Origin of the sequence: Mesorhizobium kowhaii, from assembly GCF_042431665.1 — a bacterium.
Lineage (GTDB): Bacteria > Pseudomonadota > Alphaproteobacteria > Rhizobiales > Rhizobiaceae > Mesorhizobium > Mesorhizobium kowhaii.
In genome coordinates this window covers 235811-258812 of the sequence record NZ_JBHLYT010000006.1, presented here as the reverse complement: position 1 = coordinate 258812, position 23002 = coordinate 235811, and the positions used below count along the sequence as shown (strand labels likewise).

Annotated in this window: 24 protein-coding genes; 20 read left to right on the top strand and 4 right to left on the bottom strand. The window is 62.4% G+C overall.

What is annotated here, in order from left to right:
* Window positions 1-11: 11 nt before the first annotated feature.
* Window positions 12-476, bottom strand: a complete 465-nt coding sequence (locus ACFFNA_RS07120; protein ID WP_378916957.1) for a RidA family protein — start codon at window positions 474-476, stop codon at window positions 12-14.
* A 139-nt stretch (window positions 477-615) separates the two neighbouring features.
* Between ACFFNA_RS07120 and ACFFNA_RS07115 the strand changes: the two genes are divergently transcribed.
* The 6 genes from ACFFNA_RS07115 (at window position 616) to tsf (ending at window position 5791) form a co-directional block, all read left to right on the top strand.
* On the top strand, window positions 616-1443 hold the full coding sequence (locus ACFFNA_RS07115; RefSeq protein WP_378916954.1) for a cell envelope integrity EipB family protein: 828 nt from the start codon (window positions 616-618) through the stop codon (window positions 1441-1443).
* A 117-nt stretch (window positions 1444-1560) separates the two neighbouring features.
* Window positions 1561-2853 carry a lysophospholipid acyltransferase family protein gene (locus ACFFNA_RS07110; protein WP_378916952.1) on the top strand — a complete coding sequence of 431 codons (1293 nt, stop codon included), beginning with the start codon at window positions 1561-1563 and terminating at the stop codon, window positions 2851-2853.
* A 59-nt stretch (window positions 2854-2912) separates the two neighbouring features.
* Entirely contained in the window at window positions 2913-3191 is a 279-nt protein-coding gene (locus tag ACFFNA_RS07105; protein WP_378917336.1) for a DUF4031 domain-containing protein, read from the top strand.
* On the top strand, window positions 3188-3799 hold the full coding sequence (locus ACFFNA_RS07100; protein WP_111546527.1) for a LysE family translocator: 612 nt from the start codon (window positions 3188-3190) through the stop codon (window positions 3797-3799). Before ACFFNA_RS07105 ends, ACFFNA_RS07100 begins: the two co-directional genes overlap by 4 nt.
* A 176-nt stretch (window positions 3800-3975) precedes the next feature.
* Window positions 3976-4758 (top strand): 30S ribosomal protein S2, encoded by a 783-nt coding sequence (rpsB, locus tag ACFFNA_RS07095; RefSeq protein ID WP_023777441.1) that lies wholly within the window; start codon window positions 3976-3978, stop codon window positions 4756-4758.
* Between the two features lie 109 nt (window positions 4759-4867).
* Window positions 4868-5791, top strand: coding sequence for a translation elongation factor Ts (gene tsf, locus ACFFNA_RS07090; RefSeq protein ID WP_378916948.1), 924 nt, complete (start codon window positions 4868-4870; stop codon window positions 5789-5791).
* Window positions 5792-5822: 31 nt separating this feature from the next.
* Here the strand turns inward: tsf and ACFFNA_RS07085 are convergent, their stop codons facing one another.
* A complete protein-coding gene (locus ACFFNA_RS07085) occupies window positions 5823-6743 on the bottom strand; it encodes a LysR family transcriptional regulator (RefSeq protein ID WP_378916945.1) in 921 nt (306 codons plus the stop codon).
* 115 nt (window positions 6744-6858) lie between these two features.
* Here ACFFNA_RS07085 and ACFFNA_RS07080 point away from each other — a divergent pair, with 115 nt between their 5' ends.
* The 14 genes from ACFFNA_RS07080 (at window position 6859) to lpxB (ending at window position 19975) form a co-directional block, all read left to right on the top strand.
* The gene (locus ACFFNA_RS07080) at window positions 6859-7104 is read left to right on the top strand and encodes a hypothetical protein (RefSeq protein ID WP_378916942.1); all 246 of its coding nucleotides are present in this window, start codon (window positions 6859-6861) and stop codon (window positions 7102-7104) included.
* Window positions 7014-7388: a nuclear transport factor 2 family protein gene (locus tag ACFFNA_RS07075; protein WP_378916939.1), complete on the top strand. Its 375-nt coding sequence runs from the start codon at window positions 7014-7016 to the stop codon at window positions 7386-7388. Before ACFFNA_RS07080 ends, ACFFNA_RS07075 begins: the two co-directional genes overlap by 91 nt.
* A 20-nt stretch (window positions 7389-7408) precedes the next feature.
* Window positions 7409-8515: an aldo/keto reductase gene (locus ACFFNA_RS07070; protein WP_378916936.1), complete on the top strand. Its 1107-nt coding sequence runs from the start codon at window positions 7409-7411 to the stop codon at window positions 8513-8515.
* A gap of 162 nt (window positions 8516-8677) precedes the next feature.
* On the top strand, window positions 8678-9400 hold the full coding sequence (pyrH, locus tag ACFFNA_RS07065) for a UMP kinase (protein WP_111546675.1): 723 nt from the start codon (window positions 8678-8680) through the stop codon (window positions 9398-9400).
* A 110-nt stretch (window positions 9401-9510) separates the two neighbouring features.
* Window positions 9511-10065 (top strand): ribosome recycling factor, encoded by a 555-nt coding sequence (frr, locus tag ACFFNA_RS07060; protein WP_111546531.1) that lies wholly within the window; start codon window positions 9511-9513, stop codon window positions 10063-10065.
* A 34-nt stretch (window positions 10066-10099) separates the two neighbouring features.
* Window positions 10100-10834: an isoprenyl transferase gene (locus tag ACFFNA_RS07055; RefSeq protein ID WP_111546532.1), complete on the top strand. Its 735-nt coding sequence runs from the start codon at window positions 10100-10102 to the stop codon at window positions 10832-10834.
* Window positions 10831-11646, top strand: a complete 816-nt coding sequence (locus ACFFNA_RS07050) for a phosphatidate cytidylyltransferase (protein WP_378916931.1) — start codon at window positions 10831-10833, stop codon at window positions 11644-11646. The genes ACFFNA_RS07055 and ACFFNA_RS07050 overlap by 4 nt, the downstream gene beginning before the upstream one ends.
* 103 nt (window positions 11647-11749) lie before the next feature.
* The gene (rseP, locus tag ACFFNA_RS07045) at window positions 11750-12892 is read left to right on the top strand and encodes an RIP metalloprotease RseP (protein WP_111546534.1); all 1143 of its coding nucleotides are present in this window, start codon (window positions 11750-11752) and stop codon (window positions 12890-12892) included.
* Between the two features lie 217 nt (window positions 12893-13109).
* Complete coding sequence (gene bamA, locus ACFFNA_RS07040; protein ID WP_111546535.1) at window positions 13110-15476, top strand: outer membrane protein assembly factor BamA; 2367 nt, start codon at window positions 13110-13112, stop codon at window positions 15474-15476.
* A 76-nt stretch (window positions 15477-15552) separates the two neighbouring features.
* A complete protein-coding gene (gene lpxD / locus ACFFNA_RS07035) occupies window positions 15553-16611 on the top strand; it encodes a UDP-3-O-(3-hydroxymyristoyl)glucosamine N-acyltransferase (RefSeq protein WP_378916926.1) in 1059 nt (352 codons plus the stop codon).
* Window positions 16604-17071, top strand: coding sequence for a 3-hydroxyacyl-ACP dehydratase FabZ (gene fabZ, locus ACFFNA_RS07030; protein WP_111546537.1), 468 nt, complete (start codon window positions 16604-16606; stop codon window positions 17069-17071). The genes lpxD and fabZ overlap by 8 nt, the downstream gene beginning before the upstream one ends.
* 13 nt (window positions 17072-17084) lie before the next feature.
* Window positions 17085-17918 carry an acyl-ACP--UDP-N-acetylglucosamine O-acyltransferase gene (gene lpxA / locus ACFFNA_RS07025; RefSeq protein WP_111546676.1) on the top strand — a complete coding sequence of 278 codons (834 nt, stop codon included), beginning with the start codon at window positions 17085-17087 and terminating at the stop codon, window positions 17916-17918.
* Complete coding sequence (locus tag ACFFNA_RS07020; protein WP_378916922.1) at window positions 17905-18807, top strand: LpxI family protein; 903 nt, start codon at window positions 17905-17907, stop codon at window positions 18805-18807. The genes lpxA and ACFFNA_RS07020 overlap by 14 nt, the downstream gene beginning before the upstream one ends.
* Window positions 18800-19975 carry a lipid-A-disaccharide synthase gene (gene lpxB, locus ACFFNA_RS07015; protein ID WP_378916919.1) on the top strand — a complete coding sequence of 392 codons (1176 nt, stop codon included), beginning with the start codon at window positions 18800-18802 and terminating at the stop codon, window positions 19973-19975. The genes ACFFNA_RS07020 and lpxB overlap by 8 nt, the downstream gene beginning before the upstream one ends.
* Window positions 19976-20007: 32 nt before the next feature.
* Here lpxB and gltA read toward each other — a convergent pair whose 3' ends face one another.
* Window positions 20008-21336, bottom strand: coding sequence for a citrate synthase (gltA, locus tag ACFFNA_RS07010; protein WP_111546539.1), 1329 nt, complete (start codon window positions 21334-21336; stop codon window positions 20008-20010).
* A gap of 183 nt (window positions 21337-21519) precedes the next feature.
* On the bottom strand, window positions 21520-22944 hold the full coding sequence (gltX, locus tag ACFFNA_RS07005) for a glutamate--tRNA ligase (RefSeq protein WP_378916916.1): 1425 nt from the start codon (window positions 22942-22944) through the stop codon (window positions 21520-21522).
* Window positions 22945-23002 lie beyond the last annotated feature (58 nt).

Sequence of the window (23002 nt, the reverse complement as noted above, 5' to 3'; positions counted from 1 at the left end):
CGTTCCCTGGCTCACTCGACTTCGAAGATCGCTTCGATTTCCACTGCGGCATTAAGCGGCAGCGAGGCGGTGCCGACGGCGGAGCGGGCATGCTTGCCGCGCTCGCCAAGGGCTGCAACCAGGAAATCGGAGGCGCCGTTGGCAACCAGATGCTGTTCGACATAATCGGCTGTCGAGGCGACGAAGACGGTGATCTTCACCAGGCGGCGGATTTTCTCGAGGTCGCCGAGTGCGGCCTTGGCCTGCGCCAGGATGTTGATCGCGCAGTATTTTGCCGCGTCCTTGCCGGCCGCTGTGTCGACGTCACGGCCAAGCAGGCCGCTCGCCTGCAGCTTGCCGTCCTTGAGCGGCAACTGCCCGGCGGTGAACAGCAGATTGCCGGTCCTGCAATAGGGCACGTAGTTGGCGGCGGGCGCGGCGGCGACAGGAAGCGTCACGCCCAGATCGCTTAGCCGCTTTTCGATTGTTTCACTCATGGTATTTCCCTATTGCTTGGTGACGCCGCGCTGGCCGGGGCCGAAATTGCTATTTTTGCCTCGCTTCCGCCACGACTTTTTTTAAGCTGGACCATCTTTCCCTGCGGCCTGCCATCAGCCGCGACGATCGGAGTACCTCATGCGCGCCAAGCGCCTCGCGTTCCATGCCGTCCTGCTGTCGGCGGTCTTCTCGATAGGTCCTGCTTTCGCCGTGCCGGCGCTGCAAGCCCACCGCGCCGTTTACGACCTCACCCTCAACAAGGCATCCGATCAATCCGGCATCACAGGCATATCCGGCCGCATGGTCTATGAGTTCAACGGCTCGGCCTGTGAAGGCTATACGGTGAAATTCCGGTTCGTCACCCAGATCGTCACCAACGACAACACGAAGTTGACCGACCAGCAGACCACCACTTTCGAGGACGCCGAAGGCAAGACCTTTTCGTTCGTGACGAAGTCCTTCGTCGACCAGAACCTCGACAAGGAGGTCAAGGGTATCGCCACGAAAGGGACCAAGGGGTTGAAGGTCGATATCGACAAGCCTGAAAAGAACAGCCTTGAGCTGGCTATGACCCAATTCCCGACCCAGCATCTGGTCGAACTGATCGGCAAGGCCGAAAAAGGCGAGAACTTCTACGAAACCAATCTCTTCGACGGTTCCGAAGACGCCAACAAGGTGATGACCACCACCGTCGTCGTCGGCAAGAAAACCGATGCCGACAAGGCCGACCCGGAGGCTCCGGCACTGGCGAAGCTCGCCACCGAAAAATACTGGCCGGTCGACATCGCCTATTTCGACGACACCGACAAGACAGGTGAAGAGGTGCCGGAATACCGGATCAGCTTCAAGCTGCACGAGAACGGCATCACCCGCGACCTCGTCATGGACTATGGCGACTTCTCGATGACCGGCAAGCTGGTCAATCTTTCGCTGTTCGACCAGTCGAAAACCTGCCCGACCAAATAGTGCCTTAGCAGGCCATTTGATTCACCACGTTACGGCGTTGTCGTGGCGAACGACTTGAACGTGCCGCAATCGTCTCTCAACTTCCTCCCCGGCGTCGAGACGCAAGGGGGGAGCAGCTTGAGCAGGATCGATGTCTTCGTGGCGCCGAGGCCCAACCCGGCACTGATCAGGGCCATGACTTCAGTCAACCGGATCGTCATGCTGCGGGGGATACCGGGCTTCCGCGATATCTTGCCGTTCAACCGCATGGCCGGGCTGCGCGGCGTCGCCAATGTCCGCCATATCGACTTTCCCGACGCCGACCTCGAGCGGCTGAGGGCCAGTTGCGGGGCGGGGAAGGCGACCTTCATCACGCCCAACCATCCCGAGTTCTTCACCGACTGGATGATCGACAAGGAGATCGTGTCGCAGGTCAGCCCGCTTGCTGCCTCCTGGGCAACAAATGGCGTCGTCAACGGCCTTGGCCGGCTGATGCAGAAATTCTGGCTGGCCAACAATCTGATCGCCCAGATTCCCGGCAACAGCGCGGCAGCCAAGGAACATTCCGTCGCCTGGGCATTGAAAGGCCATGGCGTGCTGCTGCATCCCGAAGGCGGCGTCGGCTGGCATGCCGACATCGTGGCGCCGTTGCTGCCGGGTGCCGTCGAAATGGGGCTCGAGGCGCTCACGAGAGGTCGGGCCACGGATCCCGATTTCAAGGTCTGGATCGCTCCCGTCGTCTGGAAACTTGCCTTCACCCGGAATGTCGAAACGGCGCTTGCGAAGGAATGCGCCTATGTCGAGAAAAGCCTGAAAATAGAACGCCACGCGACCGACACGCTGCCGCAGCGCATCCACCATATCTATTCGACGCTGCTGACGCGCGACGAAGCCGTGTGGGGCCTGTCATCCAATGAAGGCGCGACCTATGCCGAGCGTCAGAAGGCGTTGGTCGCCAAGCTCGGCCGCCGGCTTGGCGATAGCATCGCGGTCGATACTGTCGTCACCGACGATCTTCTGCGGCGGGCACGTCGCTGGCAGCGCGAAAACACCGGCGATGCGGAAGGGCAAAAGAAGGTCCGCGCGCTCGCCGATACAATTCAGAGGTTGCAACGCGTCGGGCCCTGGGCCTCGACCAATCCGCGCATCACGCAGGAGGAGATAGCCGAACACCTGAAGCGGATTCGCAACGACTATTGCAAAGGCGGGTTGCGTGACACGATGAACCGCTTCATTCCGCAGCCGGCCGGGCCGCGTCGCGCCCACATCCGGGTGCCGGATCCACTCGGCCTGCACGAATATGCCGGCTCGGTCGACGATGCGGTTGCCGAGTTGCACCGTCGCATGCAGGACACAGTCGCCAGCACTGTGGCTGAGCTTGCAGCCACTGGCAGCTTCATTTTCTACCCGAATCCATTCTATCGTCACTGATATCCAGACGGGCCGTGTGGCCGACTGTCGTGAAGGATGGAAGGCAGACGGCAAGCTTCATGGCGGTCTATGTCGACGCGGCGATCTGGAACTGGGCCGGCCATCGCTGGTGCCATCTGATGGCCGACGACACTGATGAGTTGCATCGCTTTGCAGCAATGCTCGGCGTCAAGCGCTCATCCTACCAGGGACCGCCCAAGACATCGGCGCCGCATTATGACATAACCGGCTTCGAGCGCGACCGTGCGGTGCGGCTCGGCGCCATCGAATGCAGCCGCGAGGAGATCGTCGCGATCTTCCGGCGGGTGCGGGTGCCCAATGGAAAGGCTCGGCCATGACACCAACGGCATTTCTGGCCTATTGCGCCGCGATCACGCTTGCAGCCGCAACGCCAGGACCAGCAATGTTCGCGGTCATCACCAACGGTGTTTCGCGCGGGTTCCTTCGTGCGTTCATGGCCGGAGTTGGCGTCGCCGCCGGCGATGCCGTGCTGGTCACCCTGGCATTGCTCGGACTGGTGGCGTTGGCGCAGACTTTCGAATGGGTTTTTCTCCTGCTGAAATATGCAGGCGCCGCCTATCTGGTCTTTCTCGGCATCAGGATGTGGCGAGCTGCCGCCACGCAACCGGATGAACCACAGGCGTCGCAGGCGAGATTGTCGAGATCGTTCTTCCTCGGCGCATCCATCGCGCTGGGCAACCCGAAGGCGATCCTGTTCCATGCCTCGATCATGCCGCTGATCCTGAACCTCAACACCATGACCCTTGCCGACGGCCTGCTGGTGGTCGCCGTCGTGATCAGTGTCAACATCCTCACCATGGGTATTTATGCTGCACTTGCCGGGCGGGCATCGGGCTGGTTCCGGACGCCAAGACGCATGCGCCTGATGAACAGATTTGCCGGCAGCGCCATGATCGGCACCGGAGCACTGATTGCCGCACGCTGAGTGGTGAAGCGCCACACGGCTTGCGTTTGTTCCGCATCCCCTCTATATGCCCGCTCATTCCACACACGGACTTTGGTGTCTGCCCGGGAGAAATCCGGCTGAAACCTCCGGTGGCGTTCGAGGACAAAGTCCAAAAATGCCTGTGTCCGTGGAGGCTAACCGGAAAGGAACTAAGAATGGCACTGCCTGATTTCAGCATGCGCCAGCTTTTGGAAGCTGGCATTCATTTCGGCCACCAGACCCACCGCTGGAACCCGAAAATGGCGCCTTACATCTATGGCGCCCGCAACAACATCCACATCATCGACCTCTCGCAGACGGTGCCTTTGCTGCACCAGGCGCTGAAGCAGGTTTCCGACACTGTCGCCAAGGGCGGCCGCGTGCTGTTTGTCGGCACCAAGCGCCAGGCGTCCGACATCGTCGCCGATGCGGCACAGCGTTCGGCCCAGTACTATGTCAATTCGCGTTGGCTCGGCGGCATGCTGACCAACTGGAAGACGATCTCGAACTCGATCCAGCGCCTGCGCAAGCTCGACGAGATGCTGGCCGGCGAGGCCCAGGGCCTGACCAAGAAAGAGCGCCTCAACCTCGACCGCGAGCGCGAGAAGCTCGACAAGGCGCTGGGCGGCATCAAGGACATGGGCTCGACGCCCGACCTGATGTTCGTCATCGACACCAACAAGGAAGCGATCGCCATCCTCGAGGCCAAGCGCCTCGGCATCCCGGTCGTCGCCATCATCGATTCGAACTGCGACCCGGACAAGATCGACTTCCCGATCCCCGGCAATGACGACGCCGCCCGCGCCATCCAGCTCTATTGCGACCTGATCGCCAAGGCTGCGATCGACGGCATCGCCCGCCAGCAGGGCGCGCTCGGCGTCGACATCGGCGCTTCGGTTGAAGCTCCGGTCGAACCGGCGCTCGATCCGGCCCCGGCGTCGGAAGCCCCCGAAGCTTGATAATCGAAGGCCGTTAGCGGCCTTCATCTTTCTCATATTTTGGCACGCTAAACAGACGCATCATCGAGGTTCGATGGTGCGTCGGTGCATTTAAAACAAAGAGGCGACAATGAGCATTTCGGCTGCACAGGTCAAAGAACTCCGCGACTTGACCGGCGCGGGCATGATGGATTGCAAGGCGGCGTTGAACGAAACCAACGGCAACATGGAAGAGGCCATCGACTGGCTGCGCAAGAAGGGCATTTCCAAGGCCGACAAGAAGGCCGGCCGCACCGCGGCTGAGGGCCTGATCGGCGTCGATTCCGGCCCGCGCGAAGCCGCCGTCGTCGAAGTCAACTCCGAGACCGACTTCGTTGCTCGTAACGCCGCGTTCCAGGAGATCGTTGCCAACGTAGCCAAGGTCGCGCTCGCTTATGGCGGCAAGACCGAGGCGGTTGCAGCGGCCAAGTATCCGAGTTCGGACAAGTCGGTCACCGACACCATCAAGGACGCCGTCGGCACCATCGGCGAGAACCTGGGCTTCCGCCGTTCGGCCAAGCTTACCGTTCCGCATGGCGCAGTCGCCACCTACGTCCATAACGCGGTTGCCGATGGCCTCGGCAAGCTCGGCGTGCTGGTCGCCATCGAGACCACTGGCAACGAGCATGCCGCCAATGCCTTCGCGCGCCAGGTTGCCATGCATGTCGCCGCCACCAGCCCGATGGCGCTGACCACCGAAGAACTCGATCCGGCGGCAATCGAGCGCGAGAAGGCGATCTTCTCCGACCAGGCGCGCCAGTCCGGCAAGCCGGAAGCGATCATCGAGAAGATGGTCGAAGGCCGTCTGCGCAAGTTCTACGAGGAAGTCGTTCTTCTGAAGCAGGCCTTCGTGCTCAATCCCGACATCACCGTCGAGAAGGCGCTGAAGGATGCCGAGAAGGACATCGGCGCGCCGGCCAAGATCACCGCCTATCTGCGCTTTGCGCTGGGCGAAGGCATCGAGAAGGAAGAGACCGATTTCGCGGCGGAAGTCGCGGCGGCGGTAAAGAAGTAAGCCGTCTCGGCTGCTATCCTTCCGACGAGATTTATCGGCCGGGTGTCCGCAGGGATGCCCGGCCGATTTCTTGTGCGGTGTCGATGAAGGCCCTGAGCTTCGGCGCCATCGACGCCCGGCGCGGAAAATAGAGGAACAGCCCTGGCTCGTCGATCGCGGCTTCGCGCAGGATTTCGACCAACCGTCCGGCCTGGATGTCGGCTCGGACCAGCGGCTCGAACAGATAGGCCAGCCCGATGCCGGCCAACGCCATGTCGCGCGCTGACAGCGGATCGGTGACAACGACGCTGCCACGCGTTTCGACGCCGATATCCTTGCCCTGGTCGGACAGGTCCCAGCGGTAGAGCGCGCGCGATCGCAACAGCCGATAGCCGATGCAGTTGTGGTTGGAGAGGTCAGCCAGCGTTCGCGGCTTTCCGTGGCGGCCGACATAGGCGGGGGAGGCGACGATGACCGTTCGGAACGGCCCGGTCAGCCGCACCGTCATCATATCCTCGGCAATCATCTCGCCCAGCCTTATGCCGGCGTCGAAGCCTTCGCCGACAATGTCGCTCAGGCGCTCATCGGTGAACACCTCCACCGTCACCTCGGGATAGCGCTCGGCCATTGCCGACAGGATGGGCATCAGGGCAAGCGGCAGCGCCAGGCGCGGCACGTTGATCTTGAGCAGCCCGCTCGCCCTGCCTTTCACCGAGCGAATGCGCTCGATCCTGTCAGTGATGTCGTTCAGTGCAGGCTCCGCCGCCGCCACAAGCGCTTCGCCGGCCTCGGTCAGCGCGACGCTGCGCGTGGTGCGGGCAAACAGCGGCTGGCCGATCCGCTCTTCGACAAGGCGCACCGCGTGGCTGACCGCCGAAGGGCTCATGCCAAGTTCCGCGGCGGCCGACGCAAAGCCGCCGCGCCGCGCCACGGCGACGATGACAGGAAGATGGCTGAGCAGATCGCGGTCCATTCATGCACGATATCGCATAGTCCATGCATATAATGCAATCTTCTCGACGCCAGCGCGCTGGCCCACATTGTCGCCAACCGTTCGGCGGCGGGCCGATGCGCAAAGGAGAAGAGACATGAATGCATTGAAGTACGCTACCTTCGCGGCGGGACTTGCGCTGGCGCCTGTCGATGTCGGCGGGGCCGAACCATCCCGTGAAATGGCGCTCGCTGCTGAGCGTGCCGTCATCCGCATCGCCGATGCCATCGATCGCGCCGTCGATGCCCAGGATTGGCGGCTCGCCCGCAGCTACTTCGCCGACCGCGTCGCCGTCGACTTCAGCAGCCTGAGCGGACAGCCACCATCGCCTCCGACGACCTGATCGGAACCTGGGCAGCGAATCTCAGGGGCAGCAAGACCAGCCTGCATCTGCGCACCAACCACGAGGTCGCCATCGACGCCAACGCGGCGACCGTCTTCTCCAACGCCTATGCCTGGAACCGGATGGAAGGCAATGGCGACCCGCTCTGGGAAGTCTGGGGCACCTACGAACACCATCTGACCCGTTCGGGCGCCGGCTGGATAGTGGACGGCTTCACATTCCGCATGACGCATGAGCGCGGCAATCCGTGGGTCAAGACGACCCCCGGACAAGATCTGCATTGAACAAGGATCGGAACGACATCATGACCATGTCCTACTACACCCTTGGCAACAGCGGGCTGCGAGTGACCCGCCTGGCACTCGGGACCATGACCTTCGGCACCGAATGGGGCTGGGGCGCCGACAAGGAGACGGCGCGCGCCCTGGTCGATGCCTACGTCGGGGCAGGCGGGAATTTCTTCGACACCGCCGACGCCTATACCGGCGGCACCTCCGAGACCTGGCTTGGCGAGTTCATCGCCGAGCGCGGCCTGCGCGACAAGGCGGTGATCAGCACCAAATTCAGCATGAATTTCGAGCAGGGCAATCCGAATGCCGGCGGCAATGGCCGCAAGAACATCATCCGCGCCGTCGAAAGCTCGCTGAAGCGGCTCGGCACCGACTATATCGACCTCTATATCCTGCATGCCTGGGACAGGCTGACCTCGCCGGAAGAGGTGATGCGGACGCTTGACGATCTGGTGCGCGCCGGAAAGATCCGCCATGTCGGCCTCTCCGACGTTCCCGCTTGGTACGCAAGCAGGGCGCAGTCCGTCGCCGAACAGCGCGGCTATGAACCGGTTTCGGCGTTGCAGCTCGAATATTCGCTGGCCGAGCGCAACATCGAGCATGAATTCGTGCCGTTCGGCACGCGCTACGGCGCCGGCATCATGGTCTGGAGCCCGCTGGCAAGCGGCCTTCTGAGTGGCAAATATCGTTCAGATCCAACCAATAAGGCCGATGGCAGGCTGGAGACGATGCGCGGTTCGACCAATCCCGGCTTCCAGAAATTCACCGGCCGCAACTGGGCAATCGTAGCCGAACTGGAGAAGGTTGCCGGCGAGCTCGGCCGCGGTATGGCCCAAATCGCCTTGAACTGGGCGGCGACCAGGCCCGGTGTCGCCTCGGTGATCATCGGTGCGACCAGGCTGGATCAGCTCAAGGACAATCTCGGCGCGCTGGATTTCGACATCCCGCGGGAGCTTCTGGCAAGGCTCGACGCAGTCAGCCGGCCGGTCACGCCGTTCCCGTATTCGTTCTTTGGTCCGGAAATCCAGGGCGGCATCACAGGCGGCCAGGCGGTCGGCGACAAGCCGGTCGGCTACTTCCCGGACCTGCTCATGAAAGGCGCTTTTGCCGGCGTGAGTTAATGATTGGCAGAGCGTCTCGATCTCGAATTTCCGGCTAGGGCGCCGCGTGACATCGCGGCGCCCTTCGTGTATCGGAACACGGCATCGCGCCATTGTTTCGGGGCGGCGCCTGCGCGAGGGTAGCCACCCGGAACGCGTCACATGCAAAATGACGAGGACCAGATGACGGTGAAGCCCCTCTACCGACGTGTCTTGTTGAAAGCGTCGGGCGAAGCGTTGATGGGCGAACAGCATTTCGGCATCGACGTTTCGGTCGTCGACCGCATCGCCGCCGATATCGCCGAGGCTCGCGCACTGGGCATCGAGGTCGGCGTCGTCATCGGCGGCGGCAACATCTTCCGCGGCGTGGCCGTTGCCTCCAAGGGCGGTGACCGCGTCACCGGCGACCACATGGGCATGCTTGCCACGGTCATCAATTCGCTGGCGCTGCGCACGTCGCTGAACAAGATCGGTGTCGACGCCGTGGTGCTTTCGGCGATCGCCATGCCCGAACTCTGCGAGAGTTTCTCGCAGCGCCAGGCAACCGCCTACATGAACCAGGGCAAGGTGGTGATCTTTGCCGGCGGCACCGGCAATCCGTTCTTCACCACTGATTCGGCTGCCGCACTTCGCGCGGCTGAAATCGGCGCCGACGCGCTGTTCAAGGGCACTCAGGTCGACGGTGTCTACTCGGCGGACCCGAAGAAGGACCCGAATGCGACGCGTTTCGAGCGCATCAGCCATGGCGAAGTCATAAAACGCGGCCTCTCCATCATGGATACGGCTGCGATTGCACTTGCGCGCGAAAACAACATTCCGATAATCGTCTATTCGATCCACGAAAAAGGTGGGTTTGGCGATATTCTGAGGGGCGGCGGCCGCTGCACGGTCGTCGCGGACGATTGATCCGGGGCCTGATCCCGAAAAAAGGGAAGCCGGTTTTCGAAAATCAGGCTCGAATACGGGGCCTTGCCCCGAAGCAGTGAACCCGCGCTAGACGGGTCGAGGAGATTAGGATGAGTGGTGAGTACGACGATCTCAAGCGGCGCATGGATGGGGCAATCGCCGCGTTCAAGCATGATCTGGCTTCGCTGCGGACCGGTCGCGCCTCCAGCAATCTGCTCGACGCGATCCAGGTGCAGGCGTATGGCACCAGCATGCCGATCAACCAGGTCGCTAACGTCTCGGTGCCGGAGCCGCGCATGATCTCGGTGTCGGTCTGGGACAAGTCGATGGTCGGCGCGGTCGATCGCGCCATCCGCGAATCCAATCTGGGTTTCAACCCGATCGTCGACGGCACCAATCTCAGGATTCCGCTGCCCGAGCTCAACGAGCAGCGCCGCAAGGAACTGGTCAAGATCTCGCACGGCTACGCCGAGAACGCCCGCGTCGCCGCGCGCCATGTGCGCCGCGATGGCATGGATTTCCTGAAGAAGGCGGAAAAGGACGGCGACATCAGCGAGGACGATCAGCGCAAGCGCTCCGACCAGGTCCAGAAACTTACCGACGAAACGATCAGCACCATCGACCACCTGCTTTCCGATAAGGAAGCTGAAATCATGCAGGTTTAGGGTTTTGGCCATCGGCTGACCCGAAAGCGAGAACATGGCAACGCCCGCGCATGTCGCGATCATCATGGACGGAAACGGACGCTGGGCCAAGGCGCGCGGCATGCCTCGTCTTGCTGGCCATCGGGCCGGTGTCGAAGCGCTGCGCAAGACGGTGCGCGCCGCACCCGGGCTCGGCATCTCTTTCCTGACTGTCTATGCCTTCTCGTCGGAGAACTGGTCGCGGCCGAAGTCCGAGGTCAGCGACCTGATGGGCCTGCTGAAACTGTTCATCCGCCGTGATCTCGCCGACTTGCACCAGAGCGGTGTGCGGGTCAGAATCATCGGCGACCGGGCAGGGCTGCAATCCGACATCAGGGGGCTGCTCGACGAGGCCGAATCGCTGACCGCCGCAAATGAAGCGCTGACGCTGGTTATCGCCTTCAACTATGGCGGACGCGACGAGATCGTGCGCACGGCGCGCAAGCTTGCCGCAGCCGTGGCGCGTGGCGAACTCGACAGCGAGGCGATCACCGCCGAAAGCTTTGCCGGCGCTCTCGACACGCAAGGCATTCCCGATCCGGAACTGGTCATCCGCACCAGCGGTGAGCTCCGGCTGTCGAACTTCCTTCTGTGGCAGGCTGCCTATAGCGAGCTCGTCTTCCTGCCTTGCTACTGGCCCGACTTCAGCCGCGAGCATCTTGCCGAGGCCTTGCGCGAATTTGCCAGCCGCGAACGCCGTTTCGGGGGACTTGGCCCGCAGGACGTTGCCTCGCGACCGGCCGCAGGATGAGCAATCTCCAGCTTCGCGTCATTTCGGCAGTCGTGCTTGCCATCATCACCCTTGGCTTGACCTGGGTTGGGGGGCTGCCGTTCCGGTTGCTGTGTGCCGTGATGGCGGCGGTGATCTTCTATGAATGGACACGCATGTCGCGCCCGGCCGAGGCCACGGGCCTTGGTTTCCTGCCGGAAGCGCTGCTGGTTGTTTTCATTGGCGCCTTGATCGTTGGCTTTGCCGGATCGTTGCTGCTGCCGCTTGCCGTGGTCATGGTTGCCGCAACGGCGATTGCCGCCTCGGTTCGCAAGAGCGGGCAATGGGATGCGGCCGGTCTTGCCTATGCCAGCGTTTCCGGCCTGTCGCTTGCCCTGTTGCGCGATGGTGATCGTTCAGGCCTCGTCGCCATCCTGTTCCTGTTCGCGGTCGTCTGGGCCACCGATATCTTTGCCTACTTCGTTGGCCGTGCCGTCGGCGGCCCAAAACTGGCGCCGTCGATCTCGCCCGGCAAGACGCGCAGCGGCGCGCTCGGCGGCGCTGTTGGCGGTGTTGTAGCCGGGCTTATCCTGGCCGCGGTTGCCGGCGTCGGCAATCTGGCATTGCTCGGCCTGGTGGCGCTGGTGCTGTCGATCGTCGCCCAGGCCGGCGACCTGTTTGAATCCTGGGTCAAGCGCCGCCACGGCCGCAAGGATTCGGGTGCGCTCATCCCGGGCCATGGCGGCGTCATGGACCGTGTCGACGGGCTTGTCGCGGCGGCTTTCGCCCTATACTTCATCGGCTGGATTTCGGCGACCGCCGATCATCCGGCGCAGGGTCTGTTTCCCGTTTGAGTGGTATCATTTCAGGGTCCGATGCGCGCCGTGCCTTGGATTCGCCTGGATTGATGCCACAGTCACGGCGCTACCGCGTCGCGGAAGAATTTGAGGGTTTATCTTGAACGAGATTCTTCACGCGCTTTTCAGCACAGAAGGCTTTGTCCTCGGCACGCTCGTGCCGTTCCTCTTTGTGCTGACCGTGGTCGTGTTCGTCCATGAAATGGGCCATTACCTGGTCGGGCGCTGGTGTGGCATCGGGGTCAAGGCCTTCTCGATCGGATTCGGCCCGGAGCTCTTCGGCTTCAACGACAGCCACGGCACGCGCTGGAAACTGTGCGCGATACCGCTTGGCGGCTATGTCAAATTCGTCGGCGACATGAACGCCACCTCGAGCCAGCCCACTTCGGAAGCGATCGAAACGCTGACCGAGGAGGAGCGCAAGGTCGCCTTTCACACGCAGCCGATCTGGAAGCGCGCGGCGACGGTGGTCGCCGGGCCGCTGTTCAATTTCCTGCTGTCGATCGTCGTCTTCGCCGTGTTGTTTTCCGCCTATGGCCGCTATGTAGCGGAGCCGATGGTCGCAGAGGTGACCGCTGACAGCCCGGCGGCGAAAGCCGGTATCCTGCCCGGTGACCGATTCGTCAGCGTCGACGGCAGCAAGGTCGAAACCTTTGGTGACGTCCAGCGCCTGGTTTCCGGCCGCGCCGGCGACACCATCACCTTCGTCATGCTGCGCGACGGCAAGGAGGTCACGGTGACCGCGGCGCCGCGGCTGATGGAACAGCAAGACGCGCTCGGCAACAAGGTCAAGGTCGCCGTGATCGGCGTCGTCAACAACAAGGAACTCGGCCAGCCGCGCCTCGTCACCTACACGCCCGTCGGGGCAGTTGCAGCGGCGGTCGAGGAAACCGGGCACGTCATCCAGCGCACCGGCCAGTTCCTGCAGCGGTTCGTCGTCGGGCGCGAGGACAAATGTCAGCTGGGCGGCCCGGTGAAGATCGCCGACATGGCCGGCAAGGCGGCGAAACTGGGGTTCGAATGGCTCGTGCAGCTGGTTGCGCTGCTGTCGGTTGGCATCGGGTTTTTGAACCTTTTGCCGATTCCCCCTCTCGACGGCGGCCATCTCTTGTTCTACGGGGTGGAGGCCGTCATTCGCCGTCCTGTATCGGATCGGATGATGGAAATGGCCTATCGGGCCGGGCTGCTTCTGGTGCTGTGCTTCATGGGTTTCGTTTTCTGGAACGATCTGTTTGGATGCTGAAATCATGAAGAAATTTGGCTTTGGCATGGGCGATGTTGAGACGCCGTTTACCATGCACGGGGATATGAGTGACGCGAAAGCCACGCCGCGAGGTTAAGTAAATTCAAATTAACCAGAAGCCTTGCGTGTAGGGAAAATCCGGTTAATACGGTAGGAGAAATTACCGCACGTCCGGTTTTCTCGCCGTGGGGACTACGAGAAAAGGTTATTAAGCCCGATGAAGGCAGCATCCAAGTTTCTGAGCGCCGCGTCCGCGGTGACCCTGTCCGCGGCTCTTGTCGTGCCAGGCGCGCTCGCAGTGCAGTTCGTTGCCACATCGGCGGCCGAAGCCGCTGTCGTCAGCAGAGTCGAAGTGAGCGGCAACCAGCGTGTCGACGCTGATACCATCCGCAATTACATCACCATCAAGCCGGGCAAGGCCTTCTCCAGTTCCGATATCGACAGTGCGATCAAGGCGCTGTTCGGCACGGGCCTGTTCTCGGATGTGCAGATCAACCAGGTCGGTTCGACGCTGGTGGTCAAGGTCGCCGAATACCAGGTCGTCAACCAGGTGCTGTTCCAGAACAACAAGAAGCTCAAGGACAATGCGCTGGCGATGGCGGTGCAGCTGAAGCCGCGCGGAACGTTTTCGCAGGCGACGCTCGATGCCGACGTCGAGGCGGTCAAGGCTGCCTACAGGCGCATTGGTCGCGACGATGTGACTGTGACCACGCAGGTCATGCAGCTTGGCGACAACCGCGTGAACGTGGTCTTCAACATTACTGAAGGCGACCGCACGCAGATCGCGGCGATCAATTTCGTCGGCAACAGCGCCTATTCCAGCCGCCGCCTGTCAGATGTGATCAATACCAAGCGCTCATCCTGGGTTTCGTTCATCCTGCGCGACGACGTTTATGACGACGACAAGCTGCGCGCCGACCAGGAACTGCTGCGCCGCTTCTATTACAATCATGGCTATGCCGATTTCCAGGTTGTGTCCGCTGTCGGCGAACTCGACAACACGACGAACAAATACACGGTCACCATCACCGTCCAGGAAGGCGACCGCTACACGTTCGGCGATGTCAGCGTCGAAAGCACAATCCCGGAAGTCGACAGCAAGTCGCTGGAATCGGTGGTCGAGACCCGCAAGGGCGACGTCTACAATGCCAAGGACGTCGAGGACACCATCGTCGCGCTGACCGAGAAGGTGGCCGGTTCCGGCTATGCCTTCGCGCAGGTGACGCCGCGCGGCGACCGTAATTTCGAGAACCACACCATTTCGGTGGTCTACACCATCGACCAGGGCACCAAAGCCTATATCGAGCGCATCGAGATCCGCGGAAACGATCGCACGCGTGACTATGTCATTCGCCGCGAGTTCGATGTCAGCGAAGGTGACGCCTTCAATCAGGTTCTCATCCAGCGCGCGAAGAAGCGCCTGGAAGATCTTAATTACTTTGAAAAAGTCGATATCTCGACCGTGCCGGGCTCACAGCCTGACCAGGTCGTGCTGGTGGTCGACGTTGTCGAGAAGTCGACCGGTGAGTTCTCGGTCGGCGCCGGCTATTCAACCGGCGGCGACACGGCGGGCCCATCCGTCGAAGGTTCGGTCACCGAGCGCAACTTCCTCGGCCGCGGCCAGTTCATCAAGCTGTCGGCGGGCGGCGGCAAGAATTCGCGCGACTACAGCCTGTCTTTCACCGAGCCCTATTTCCTCGGAAGGCGCATCGCCGCCGGCTTTGACATCTACAAGCAGACGCGGGAATACGACAACTACGACAGCGATACCACGGGTGCTACGGTGCGCTTCGGCCTGCCGATCACCAATAGTATATCGACCCAGCTGGCGTACAACATCTCGCAAGAAAAATATGAGTTGGATGATAGCTGCGACGCCAATGGTGACGGGATTCCCGACGCCGGCTGCAGTGTTTCAACGGCGATCCTCGATGGCATCGAGCAAAGCCCATGGATCAAGTCGTCGATCAGCCTCGGGCTGGTCTACAACACCATCGACGACATGAAGAACCCGCACGAAGGCATCTACGCCACCACGACAGCCGAATTCGCCGGTGTCGGCGGCGATGCCAAGTACGTAAAAGTGACCGGGCGCGGCAGCGTCTACCAGACTCTTTCGGAGCAGTTCGATCTGGTTGGACTCGTCTCGGCTGGCGCAGGTCATGTCGAGGGTTATGGTGGAGACGGCCTCCGTATCTTCGACCAGTTTCAGAGCACCGACCGCATGATCCGCGGTTTCGAGTATGGCGGTATTGGCCCGGCAGACAGTATTACCGGTGACCATCTCGGTGGCACGACGTATTTCAACGCCTCGGCGGAAGCCCAGTTCCCGCTGCCGGTCATTCCGGAAAGCTTCGGCCTGCGCGGCGCTGTGTTCGCGGACGCTGCAACGCTCTATGGCAGCAAGCTCAGCACGGCTGTCGCTCAGACCTCGACTGACTTGAAGCTGCGCGCCTCGGTCGGCCTTGGCCTGATGTGGGCGTCGCCGTTCGGTCCGATCCGTATCGACTATGCGATCCCGGTCAAGAAGGAAGCAACCGACAACGTGCAGGAATTCAACTTCGGCATATCGACCCGTTTCTGATCGACGGCCAACGATGCTCCCGGATTTTTTCAGGTCCGGGAGAAATGTTCCGACCTAGCTGGATATAGCTTTTGGAATGACCGATCCGGTGTTCTTCGCGCCATCACGCCGGTATACGGCGGGCGAAGTCGCGAATCTGACCGGCTCGGTGCTTGTCGATTCCGGCCAATCCGACGTTTCGATCGAAGCGCTCGCGCCAGCCAATGAAGGCGGCGAGAATGCGCTCGTTTTCGTCGATGGCAAACGCAATTCCGCGCTGATGCCGTCGCTGCGGGCGGCCGCGGTCCTGTGTCCGGCGGAATTCGCCAGCAAGGCGCCGGCCGGCATCGCGGTTCTCATTCATCCGCGTCCGCAACAGGCATTCGCGCTGGTCGGCCGCCTGCTCTTTCCGACGGCCGCGACACCGGGACCAATGACCAGTGAAACCGGTGTCTCGCCGCATGCCCATATCGATCCGACCGCGCATGTCGAGGCAGGTGCTGTCATCGAGGCAGGTGCTGTCATCGGGCCGGGGGCTTCGATCGGCAGCGGTACCGTCATCGCGCCCAATGCGGTCATCGGACAATCCTGCCAGATCGGCCGCGACGGCTATGTCGGCCCAGGCGCCAGCATCCAGTATGCCTTGATCGGCAACCGCGTCATCATCCATGGTGGTGCCAGGATCGGCCAGGACGGTTTTGGCTTCGTCGGCGGCGCCAAGGGACCCGAACGCGTGCCGCAGGTCGGCCGTGTCGTCATTCAGGACGATGTCGAGATCGGCTCCAACACCACTGTCGATCGCGGCGCCATGTCCGATACGATCATCGGCCAAGGCACCAAGATCGACAATCTCGTGCAGATCGCCCATAACGTCCGCATCGGCCGCAATTGCATAATAGCCGGGCTTTCGGGTATTTCGGGTTCCGTGATCGTGGGTGACAATGTCACCATGGGCGGCGGCGTCGGGCTTGCGGATCACCTGACCATCGGGTCTGGGGCCAAGCTTGCCGCCAGAAGTGGGTTTATGAGCAATGTCCCTGCGGGCGAGATCTGGGGCGGTTATCCGGCACAGCCGATGGCGGAAGCCATGCGGGAGATAGCCATGCTGCGCAAGCTCGCCAGGACCCGCAAACAGGGCGAGGGAGGCAATGGCTGATATGATCGAGTCGACGACGCTGGAAGCGGTCGACATCATGGGGCTGATGAAGCTCCTGCCGCACCGCTATCCGTTCCTGATGATCGATCGCATCGTCGACATCGATGGCGACGAGTCAGCCGTCGGCATCAAGAACGTGACCATAAACGAGCCGCATTTTCAGGGCCATTTCCCCGAACAGCCGGTCATGCCGGGTGTGCTCATCGTCGAGGCGATGGCGCAGACGGCCGGCGCCATCTGTATCCGCAGCCTGGGCACTGAAAAGCCGTCATTGGTCTATTTCCTGACCATCGATAACGCCAAATTCCGCAAACCGGTCGTTCCGGGTGACCAGTTGAAGATTTATGTCAAGAAAATCAAGAAACGCGGCAACCTGCTCAAATTCGCTTGTGAAGCCATGGTCGACGGCGCCAAGGCTGCCGAGGCCGAGATTTCAGCCATGATGGTCACCAGCGACTGACGATCGAATGCTTATGAAAATCATGACATCTATCCATGCTTCCGCTGTCGTGGAGGAAGGCGCCCAGATCGGCCAAGGCGTGCGCATTGGTCCGTTTTGTCATGTCGGCGCCGAGGCGGTGATCGGCGACGGCGTCGAACTGGTCAGCCATGTGTCGGTGATGGGCGCGACCACCATCGGTGCCTCGACCAAGGTCTACCCGATGGCGATACTGGGCGGACCGCCGCAGAACACCAAGCACAAGGGCGGCCGCACCACCCTGGTCATAGGCAAGAACTGCACGATCCGCGAAGGCGTGACCATGCATCTCGGCACCGATTCCAGCCGCGGCGAGACGACGATCGGCGACAATGGCAATTTCCTTGCCTACGCCCACATCGCCCATGATTGCGTCGTCGGCAACAATGCAACGTTCGCCAATGGGGCGACGCTGGGCGGCCACTGCGAGGTCGGCAACAACGTCTATATTGGCGGCCTGACGGCGGTTCATCAGTTTGTCCGCGTCGGCGACAACGCCTTTCTGGGTGGCTGCTCCGCGATCGTGGGCGATGTCATTCCCTATGCCATCGCGGTCGGCAACCGCGCCAGCTTGCGCGGCCTCAACATCATTGGCCTGAAGCGTTCCGGCCTGCCGAGGTCCGAAATCCATCTATTGCGCAAGGCCTACAGGATGATCTTCGATCGCTCTCGCACCGTTGGCGAGAACATCGAGTTCGCCAAGGCCGAGTTCGCGTCGTCGCCAACCGCCATGAAGATCGTCGATTTCATCACCAGTCGCGGCAAGCGGCATTATGCGGTGCCGTCGCTCAAGGGCGGCGATGGCGACGACGTCGATGACGAAGGCTGAGACCGCGGCAGCGGGTCTTGATCTTCCGCCGGGCTCCAGGGTCGGCATCATCGCCGGCGGCGGCAGCCTGCCGGTCGAAGTCGCGGCCGGCTCGGCGGAACGGGGGTATCCACCCTTTGTCATCCTGATGGAAGGCGAGGTGGACCGCATGGCGGAGCTCTCCCGGTATGACCATGAAAGCCTCGCTCTGGAAGGTATCGGCTCGCTGATACCATTGTTGAGGCGGCACCGGATTACCCATCTGGTGCTTGCAGGCGAGATTAGGCGCCGGCCACGATTGCTTGCGCTGCGCCCCAGTCTCAGCCTGCTCGCGGTGATCCCTTTGGTGGTCATGGCACTGGCGCGTGGCGACGATGGCCTGCTGAAGGTCGTGGCAAGAGGCCTCGAAGCGCGTGGCATAAAGGTCGTCGGCGCCCATGAAATCGTGCCGGACCTTGTCGCCGCCGAAGGCGTCCTGACCAAGGCCACGCCACGCAAATCGGACTGGCGTGACATCGAGGCAGCCCTTGCAGCGGCAAAGGCGATAGGGGCGCTGGATATTGGCCAGGCGGCGATCGCGGTCGGCGGCCGGGCCATTGCGCTCGAAGGCATCGAGGGGACAGCCGGACTGCTCGATCGCGCGAAGCTGTTGCGTGGCCACGGCCGTCTAGCGGGCAAGACCCGCGGCGTCCTGGTCAAATGCGCCAAGCCTGGCCAGGAACTGCGAGCGGATCTTCCTTCCATCGGTCCGCAGACGATCGCGGCGGTGCATGCGGCCGGGCTTGCCGGCATTGCCGTCGAGGCGGGACGCTCGCTGGTTCTCGAAGGCCCTGAAACCATCGCGCGCGCCAACGCACTCGGCCTGTTCGTCATTGGTCTGCCTGCCGCTACGGAGCCGCATCATGGCTGACAGGGCATTGAAGATCGCGATCGTTGCCGGCGAAGAGTCCGGCGATCTGCTTGGCGCCGACATCGTGCGTTCGCTCAAGCAGGCTACCGGGCGCGAGGTGCAACTCGTCGGTCTCGGCGGCCGCCATTTGCAGGCGCTTGGACTGGTGTCGCCATTCGATGCCGGCGAGATTGCCCTGATGGGTTTCAGCGCCATCCTGCGCGATCTGCCGCGCCTGATGCGGCGGATTGGCCAACTGGCCAAAACCATTGCGGGCGAGAAGCCAGATTGCCTCGTCACCATCGATAGCCCTGACTTTTCGTTGCGCGTCGCCAGGAAGGTGCGTGCGGCCAATCCGTCGATCCCGATCATCCACTATGTCTGCCCGAGCGTCTGGGCGTGGCGGCCGGGCAGGGCGGTGGCAATGAAGCCCTATGTCGATCATATCCTCTGCATCCTGCCGTTCGAGGTGAAGGAGCTCGAGCGGTTAGGCGGCCCGCCCGGAACCTATGTGGGCCATCGCCTCACCCATGATGCGGGCGTGCTCAGCGCCGCGAAGGCGCAGGACCTGCCGCGAGACCTTGCTTCTCCGGACCGCGTCAAGACGGTGCTCGTCCTGCCCGGTTCGCGGCGCGGCGAGGTGCGGCGGCTGCTCGAGCCGTTCGGCGAGACGGTGTCGATGCTGCACGCGCGCGGGCATCGGCTGCGGCTGCTGCTGCCGACCGTGCCGCATGTCGCCGACCTGGTCAGATCCTCGGTCACGCGGTGGGATGAGAAACCCGAGATCATCCTTGATCCCCAACGCAAATGGCAGGCCTTCGGCAAGGCCGATGCGGCGCTGATCGCATCCGGGACGGTATCGCTGGAGCTGGCGCTGGCGGGTGTGCCGATGGTCTCCTGCTACAGGCTCGATCCCGTCGCCCGTGTCGTGGCGCCTTACCTGTTGTCCGTCTGGTCGGCGCTGCTGCCCAACCTGATCGCGGATCGGGCGCTGGTCCCGGAATTCTACAACGAGTACGTCAAGTCGAACAATCTGGCCAGACAACTGGAAGCGCTGTTCGCCGATAGCGGGATGCGCGCCTGGCAGAAGCAAGGCTTTGCCGAGATCGCGCGACGTATGGCGACCGACAAGCCGTCCGGCGAGATCGCGGCGGGCGTCGTGCTTCGTCACATAAAAAAGGCGCCCTGACGGGGCGCCTTTTTCAATCCGGAAAGTCTCGATCAGCGCTTGGCGATCGGCACGTAGTCACGCTCCGGCGCGCCGGTATAGAGCTGGCGCGGGCGGCCGATCTTCTGGCGCGGGTCTTCGATCATCTCCTTCCACTGCGCGATCCAGCCGACGGTGCGGGCGACCGCGAACAGTACGGTGAACATGGTGGTGGGGAAGCCCAGCGCCTTCAGTGTGATGCCGGAATAGAAGTCGACGTTCGGGTAGAGCTTCTTCTCGATGAAATAGGGGTCGGTCAGCGCGATCTTTTCCAGCTCCATGGCGATATCGAGCAGCGGATCGTCCTTGATGCCGAGCTCGCCCAGCACCTCATGCGCCGTCTTCTGCATGATCTTGGCGCGTGGATCGTAGTTCTTGTAGACGCGGTGGCCAAAGCCCATCAGCCGGAACGGGTCGTTCTTGTCCTTGGCGCGGGCGATGAATTCCGGGATGTGATCGACATGGCCGATCTCGCCCAACATATTCAGCGCCGCTTCATTGGCGCCGCCATGCGCCGGGCCCCACAGGCAAGCGATGCCGGCGGCGATGCAGGCGAACGGGTTGGCGCCCGAGGAGCCGGCAAGACGAACGGTCGAGGTCGAGGCGTTCTGCTCGTGATCGGCGTGCAGGATGAAGATGCGCTCCATGGCGCGCGCCAGCACCGGATTGATCTTGTATTCCTCGCACGGCACGGCAAAGCACATGTGCAGGAAGTTGGCGGCGAAGTTCAGCTCGTTCTTCGGGTAAATGAAGGGCTGGCCGATATGGTATTTGTAGGCCATCGCCGCAATCGTCGGCATCTTGGCGATCAGCCGCATGGAGGCGACCATGCGCTGGTAGGGGTCGGAGATGTCGGTGGAGTCGTGGTAGAAGGCCGACAGCGCACCGACCACGCCGCACATCACCGCCATCGGGTGCGCATCGCGGCGGAAGCCGGTGAAGAAGCGCGACATCTGCTCGTGCACCATGGTGTGGCGCGTCACGCGGTAATCGAAATCGTCCTTCTGCGCCTTGGTCGGCAATTCGCCGTAGAGCAGGAGATAGCAGACCTCGAGGAAGTCGCCGTGTTCGGCCAACTGGTCGATCGGATAGCCGCGGTGCAAGAGGATGCCGGCGTCGCCATCGATGAAGGTGATCTCGGATTCGCAGCTTGCGGTCGAGGTGAAGCCGGGATCGTAGGTGAAGGCGCCGGTGGTGCTGTAGAGCGAGGCGATATCGATGACATCAGGCCCGACCGAGCCGCTTCGCACCTTGAACTCGTGAGTCTTGCCGGCGAATTCAAGCGTTGCCGTGGCCCCTTGGGTCGTGCCGCCCAAATCCAGTTTTTTCGCAGCTTCGGTCATTGCAAACTCCTTCTTGTTTCCTCATGCCGGCAAAGGCAAATTCTGCAGAGCGACACGTCGAAATCACCGCAATGCGCGTATTCGCCACCGCATTCTAGGAGGTGCGTGCCAGATTGGGCCAGGGCCTAATGTTGCACTGCGAAACGCGCCTTTCAATGCCAATCTTCTTGGGCCAGTTTGCTCCTAATCGATTTGATCCGCTATGCGCGCCAGGCTTTCCTCGCGCCCAAGCACGGCAAGCACGTCGAACACGCCCGGCGAGGTGCTTTTGCCGGTCAGGGCGGCGCGCAAAGGCTGGGCCACGGCGCCAAGCTTGTGACCGCCGGCCTGCGCATAGTCGCGGACCGCGGCCTCAGCCGCAGTGGCCGTCCAGTCGCCTGAAAGCGCGTTCAAAGCTTCGTGAGCGCCACGCAGGACTTTGCGTGCGTCGTCGTTGAGCAAAAGTGCCGCCTTGTCGTCGATCGGCAGCGGGCGGGTGGCAAACAGGAAGGCGGCGCCATCGACAAGCTCGACCAGTGTCTTGGCGCGCTCCTTCAGACCCGGCAGTGCGGCCAGCAACTGCGCCTTGTTCCTGTCGTCGAGGCGCGCGGCCATTGCCGGACCACCCTCGAGATAGGGCAGAGTGGCGAGGAAGATGTCGAACAGATCGGCATCGCTCATGCGGCGCATATGGACGCCGTTCAGCGCCTCCAGCTTGGCGAAGTCGAAGCGGGCGGCGCCCTTGTTGACGTCGCCGATGTCGAACCACGAGATCATGTCCTTGATCGACATGATCTCGTCGTCACCATGGCTCCAGCCGAGCCGCGCCAGGTAGTTGAGCAGCGCCTCCGGCAGATAGCCCATGGCGCGATAGGCCTCGACGCCGAGCGCGCCGTGCCGCTTCGACAGCTTGGCGCCATCGGCGCCGTGGATCAGCGGGATATGCGACATCGACGGCACGTCCCAGCCCATGGCGTCGTAGATCACGGTCTGGCGGGCGGCATTGGTCAAATGGTCGTCACCGCGGATGATGTGGGTGACGCCCATGTCGTGGTCGTCGACGACGACGGCATGCATGTAGGTCGGGTTGCCGTCCGAGCGCAGGATGATGAAGTCGTCGAGATCCTTGTTGGGAAAGCGGACCTCGCCCTGGACACGGTCGTGCACCACCGTCTCGCCCTCGGTCGGCGCCTTGATGCGGATGGCGCCCTTGGCGCCTGCGGGCGCCTCGGACGGATCGCGGTCACGCCAGCGGCCGTCATAGCGAGGCGGCAGCCCCCTGGCTCGTGCTGCCTCGCGCATCGCCTCCAACTCGGCCGGGGTCGCGTAGCAATAGTAGGCCTTGCCTATGCGCACGAGCTCCTCGGCCACCTCACGGTGGCGCGGCGCACGCTCGAACTGCGACACCGGCTCGCCGTCCCAGCTGAGGCCGAGCCAGGAAAGCCCGTCGAGAATGGCCGCCGTCGCAGCATCTGTCGAACGCTCACGATCGGTGTCCTCGATGCGCAGCAGCATCGTGCCGTCGGTGTGCTTTGCGTACAGCCAATTGAACAGCGCCGTGCGCGCGCCGCCTATATGCAGGTAACCGGTGGGCGAGGGGGCAAAACGGGTGACGACCTTGTCGGACATGAAACTCTCGGAAACCATCTGAAGCGGGGTGCGGTTGCGCGGACTTTCGCGCGTTGCG

What these genes read in the sequence shown, in the direction of transcription:
- gltA (WP_111546539.1), bottom strand. Translation starts at nt 21,336, where the DNA reads ATGACCGAAGCTGCGAAAAAACTGGATTTGGGCGGCACGACCCAAGGG.
- ACFFNA_RS07020 (WP_378916922.1), top strand. Translation starts at nt 17,905, where the DNA reads ATGACGAAGGCTGAGACCGCGGCAGCGGGTCTTGATCTTCCGCCGGGC.
- ACFFNA_RS07080 (WP_378916942.1), top strand. Translation starts at nt 6,859, where the DNA reads ATGAATGCATTGAAGTACGCTACCTTCGCGGCGGGACTTGCGCTGGCG.
- ACFFNA_RS07050 (WP_378916931.1), top strand. Translation starts at nt 10,831, where the DNA reads ATGAGCAATCTCCAGCTTCGCGTCATTTCGGCAGTCGTGCTTGCCATC.
- ACFFNA_RS07105 (WP_378917336.1), top strand. Translation starts at nt 2,913, where the DNA reads ATGGCGGTCTATGTCGACGCGGCGATCTGGAACTGGGCCGGCCATCGC.
- ACFFNA_RS07070 (WP_378916936.1), top strand. Translation starts at nt 7,409, where the DNA reads ATGACCATGTCCTACTACACCCTTGGCAACAGCGGGCTGCGAGTGACC.
- frr (WP_111546531.1), top strand. Translation starts at nt 9,511, where the DNA reads ATGAGTGGTGAGTACGACGATCTCAAGCGGCGCATGGATGGGGCAATC.
- ACFFNA_RS07120 (WP_378916957.1), bottom strand. Translation starts at nt 476, where the DNA reads ATGAGTGAAACAATCGAAAAGCGGCTAAGCGATCTGGGCGTGACGCTT.
- tsf (WP_378916948.1), top strand. Translation starts at nt 4,868, where the DNA reads ATGAGCATTTCGGCTGCACAGGTCAAAGAACTCCGCGACTTGACCGGC.
- ACFFNA_RS07100 (WP_111546527.1), top strand. Translation starts at nt 3,188, where the DNA reads ATGACACCAACGGCATTTCTGGCCTATTGCGCCGCGATCACGCTTGCA.
- fabZ (WP_111546537.1), top strand. Translation starts at nt 16,604, where the DNA reads ATGGCTGATATGATCGAGTCGACGACGCTGGAAGCGGTCGACATCATG.
- lpxB (WP_378916919.1), top strand. Translation starts at nt 18,800, where the DNA reads ATGGCTGACAGGGCATTGAAGATCGCGATCGTTGCCGGCGAAGAGTCC.
- pyrH (WP_111546675.1), top strand. Translation starts at nt 8,678, where the DNA reads ATGACGGTGAAGCCCCTCTACCGACGTGTCTTGTTGAAAGCGTCGGGC.
- lpxD (WP_378916926.1), top strand. Translation starts at nt 15,553, where the DNA reads ATGACCGATCCGGTGTTCTTCGCGCCATCACGCCGGTATACGGCGGGC.
- ACFFNA_RS07055 (WP_111546532.1), top strand. Translation starts at nt 10,100, where the DNA reads ATGGCAACGCCCGCGCATGTCGCGATCATCATGGACGGAAACGGACGC.
- rpsB (WP_023777441.1), top strand. Translation starts at nt 3,976, where the DNA reads ATGGCACTGCCTGATTTCAGCATGCGCCAGCTTTTGGAAGCTGGCATT.
- bamA (WP_111546535.1), top strand. Translation starts at nt 13,110, where the DNA reads ATGAAGGCAGCATCCAAGTTTCTGAGCGCCGCGTCCGCGGTGACCCTG.
- ACFFNA_RS07115 (WP_378916954.1), top strand. Translation starts at nt 616, where the DNA reads ATGCGCGCCAAGCGCCTCGCGTTCCATGCCGTCCTGCTGTCGGCGGTC.
- gltX (WP_378916916.1), bottom strand. Translation starts at nt 22,944, where the DNA reads ATGTCCGACAAGGTCGTCACCCGTTTTGCCCCCTCGCCCACCGGTTAC.
- ACFFNA_RS07085 (WP_378916945.1), bottom strand. Translation starts at nt 6,743, where the DNA reads ATGGACCGCGATCTGCTCAGCCATCTTCCTGTCATCGTCGCCGTGGCG.
- lpxA (WP_111546676.1), top strand. Translation starts at nt 17,085, where the DNA reads ATGAAAATCATGACATCTATCCATGCTTCCGCTGTCGTGGAGGAAGGC.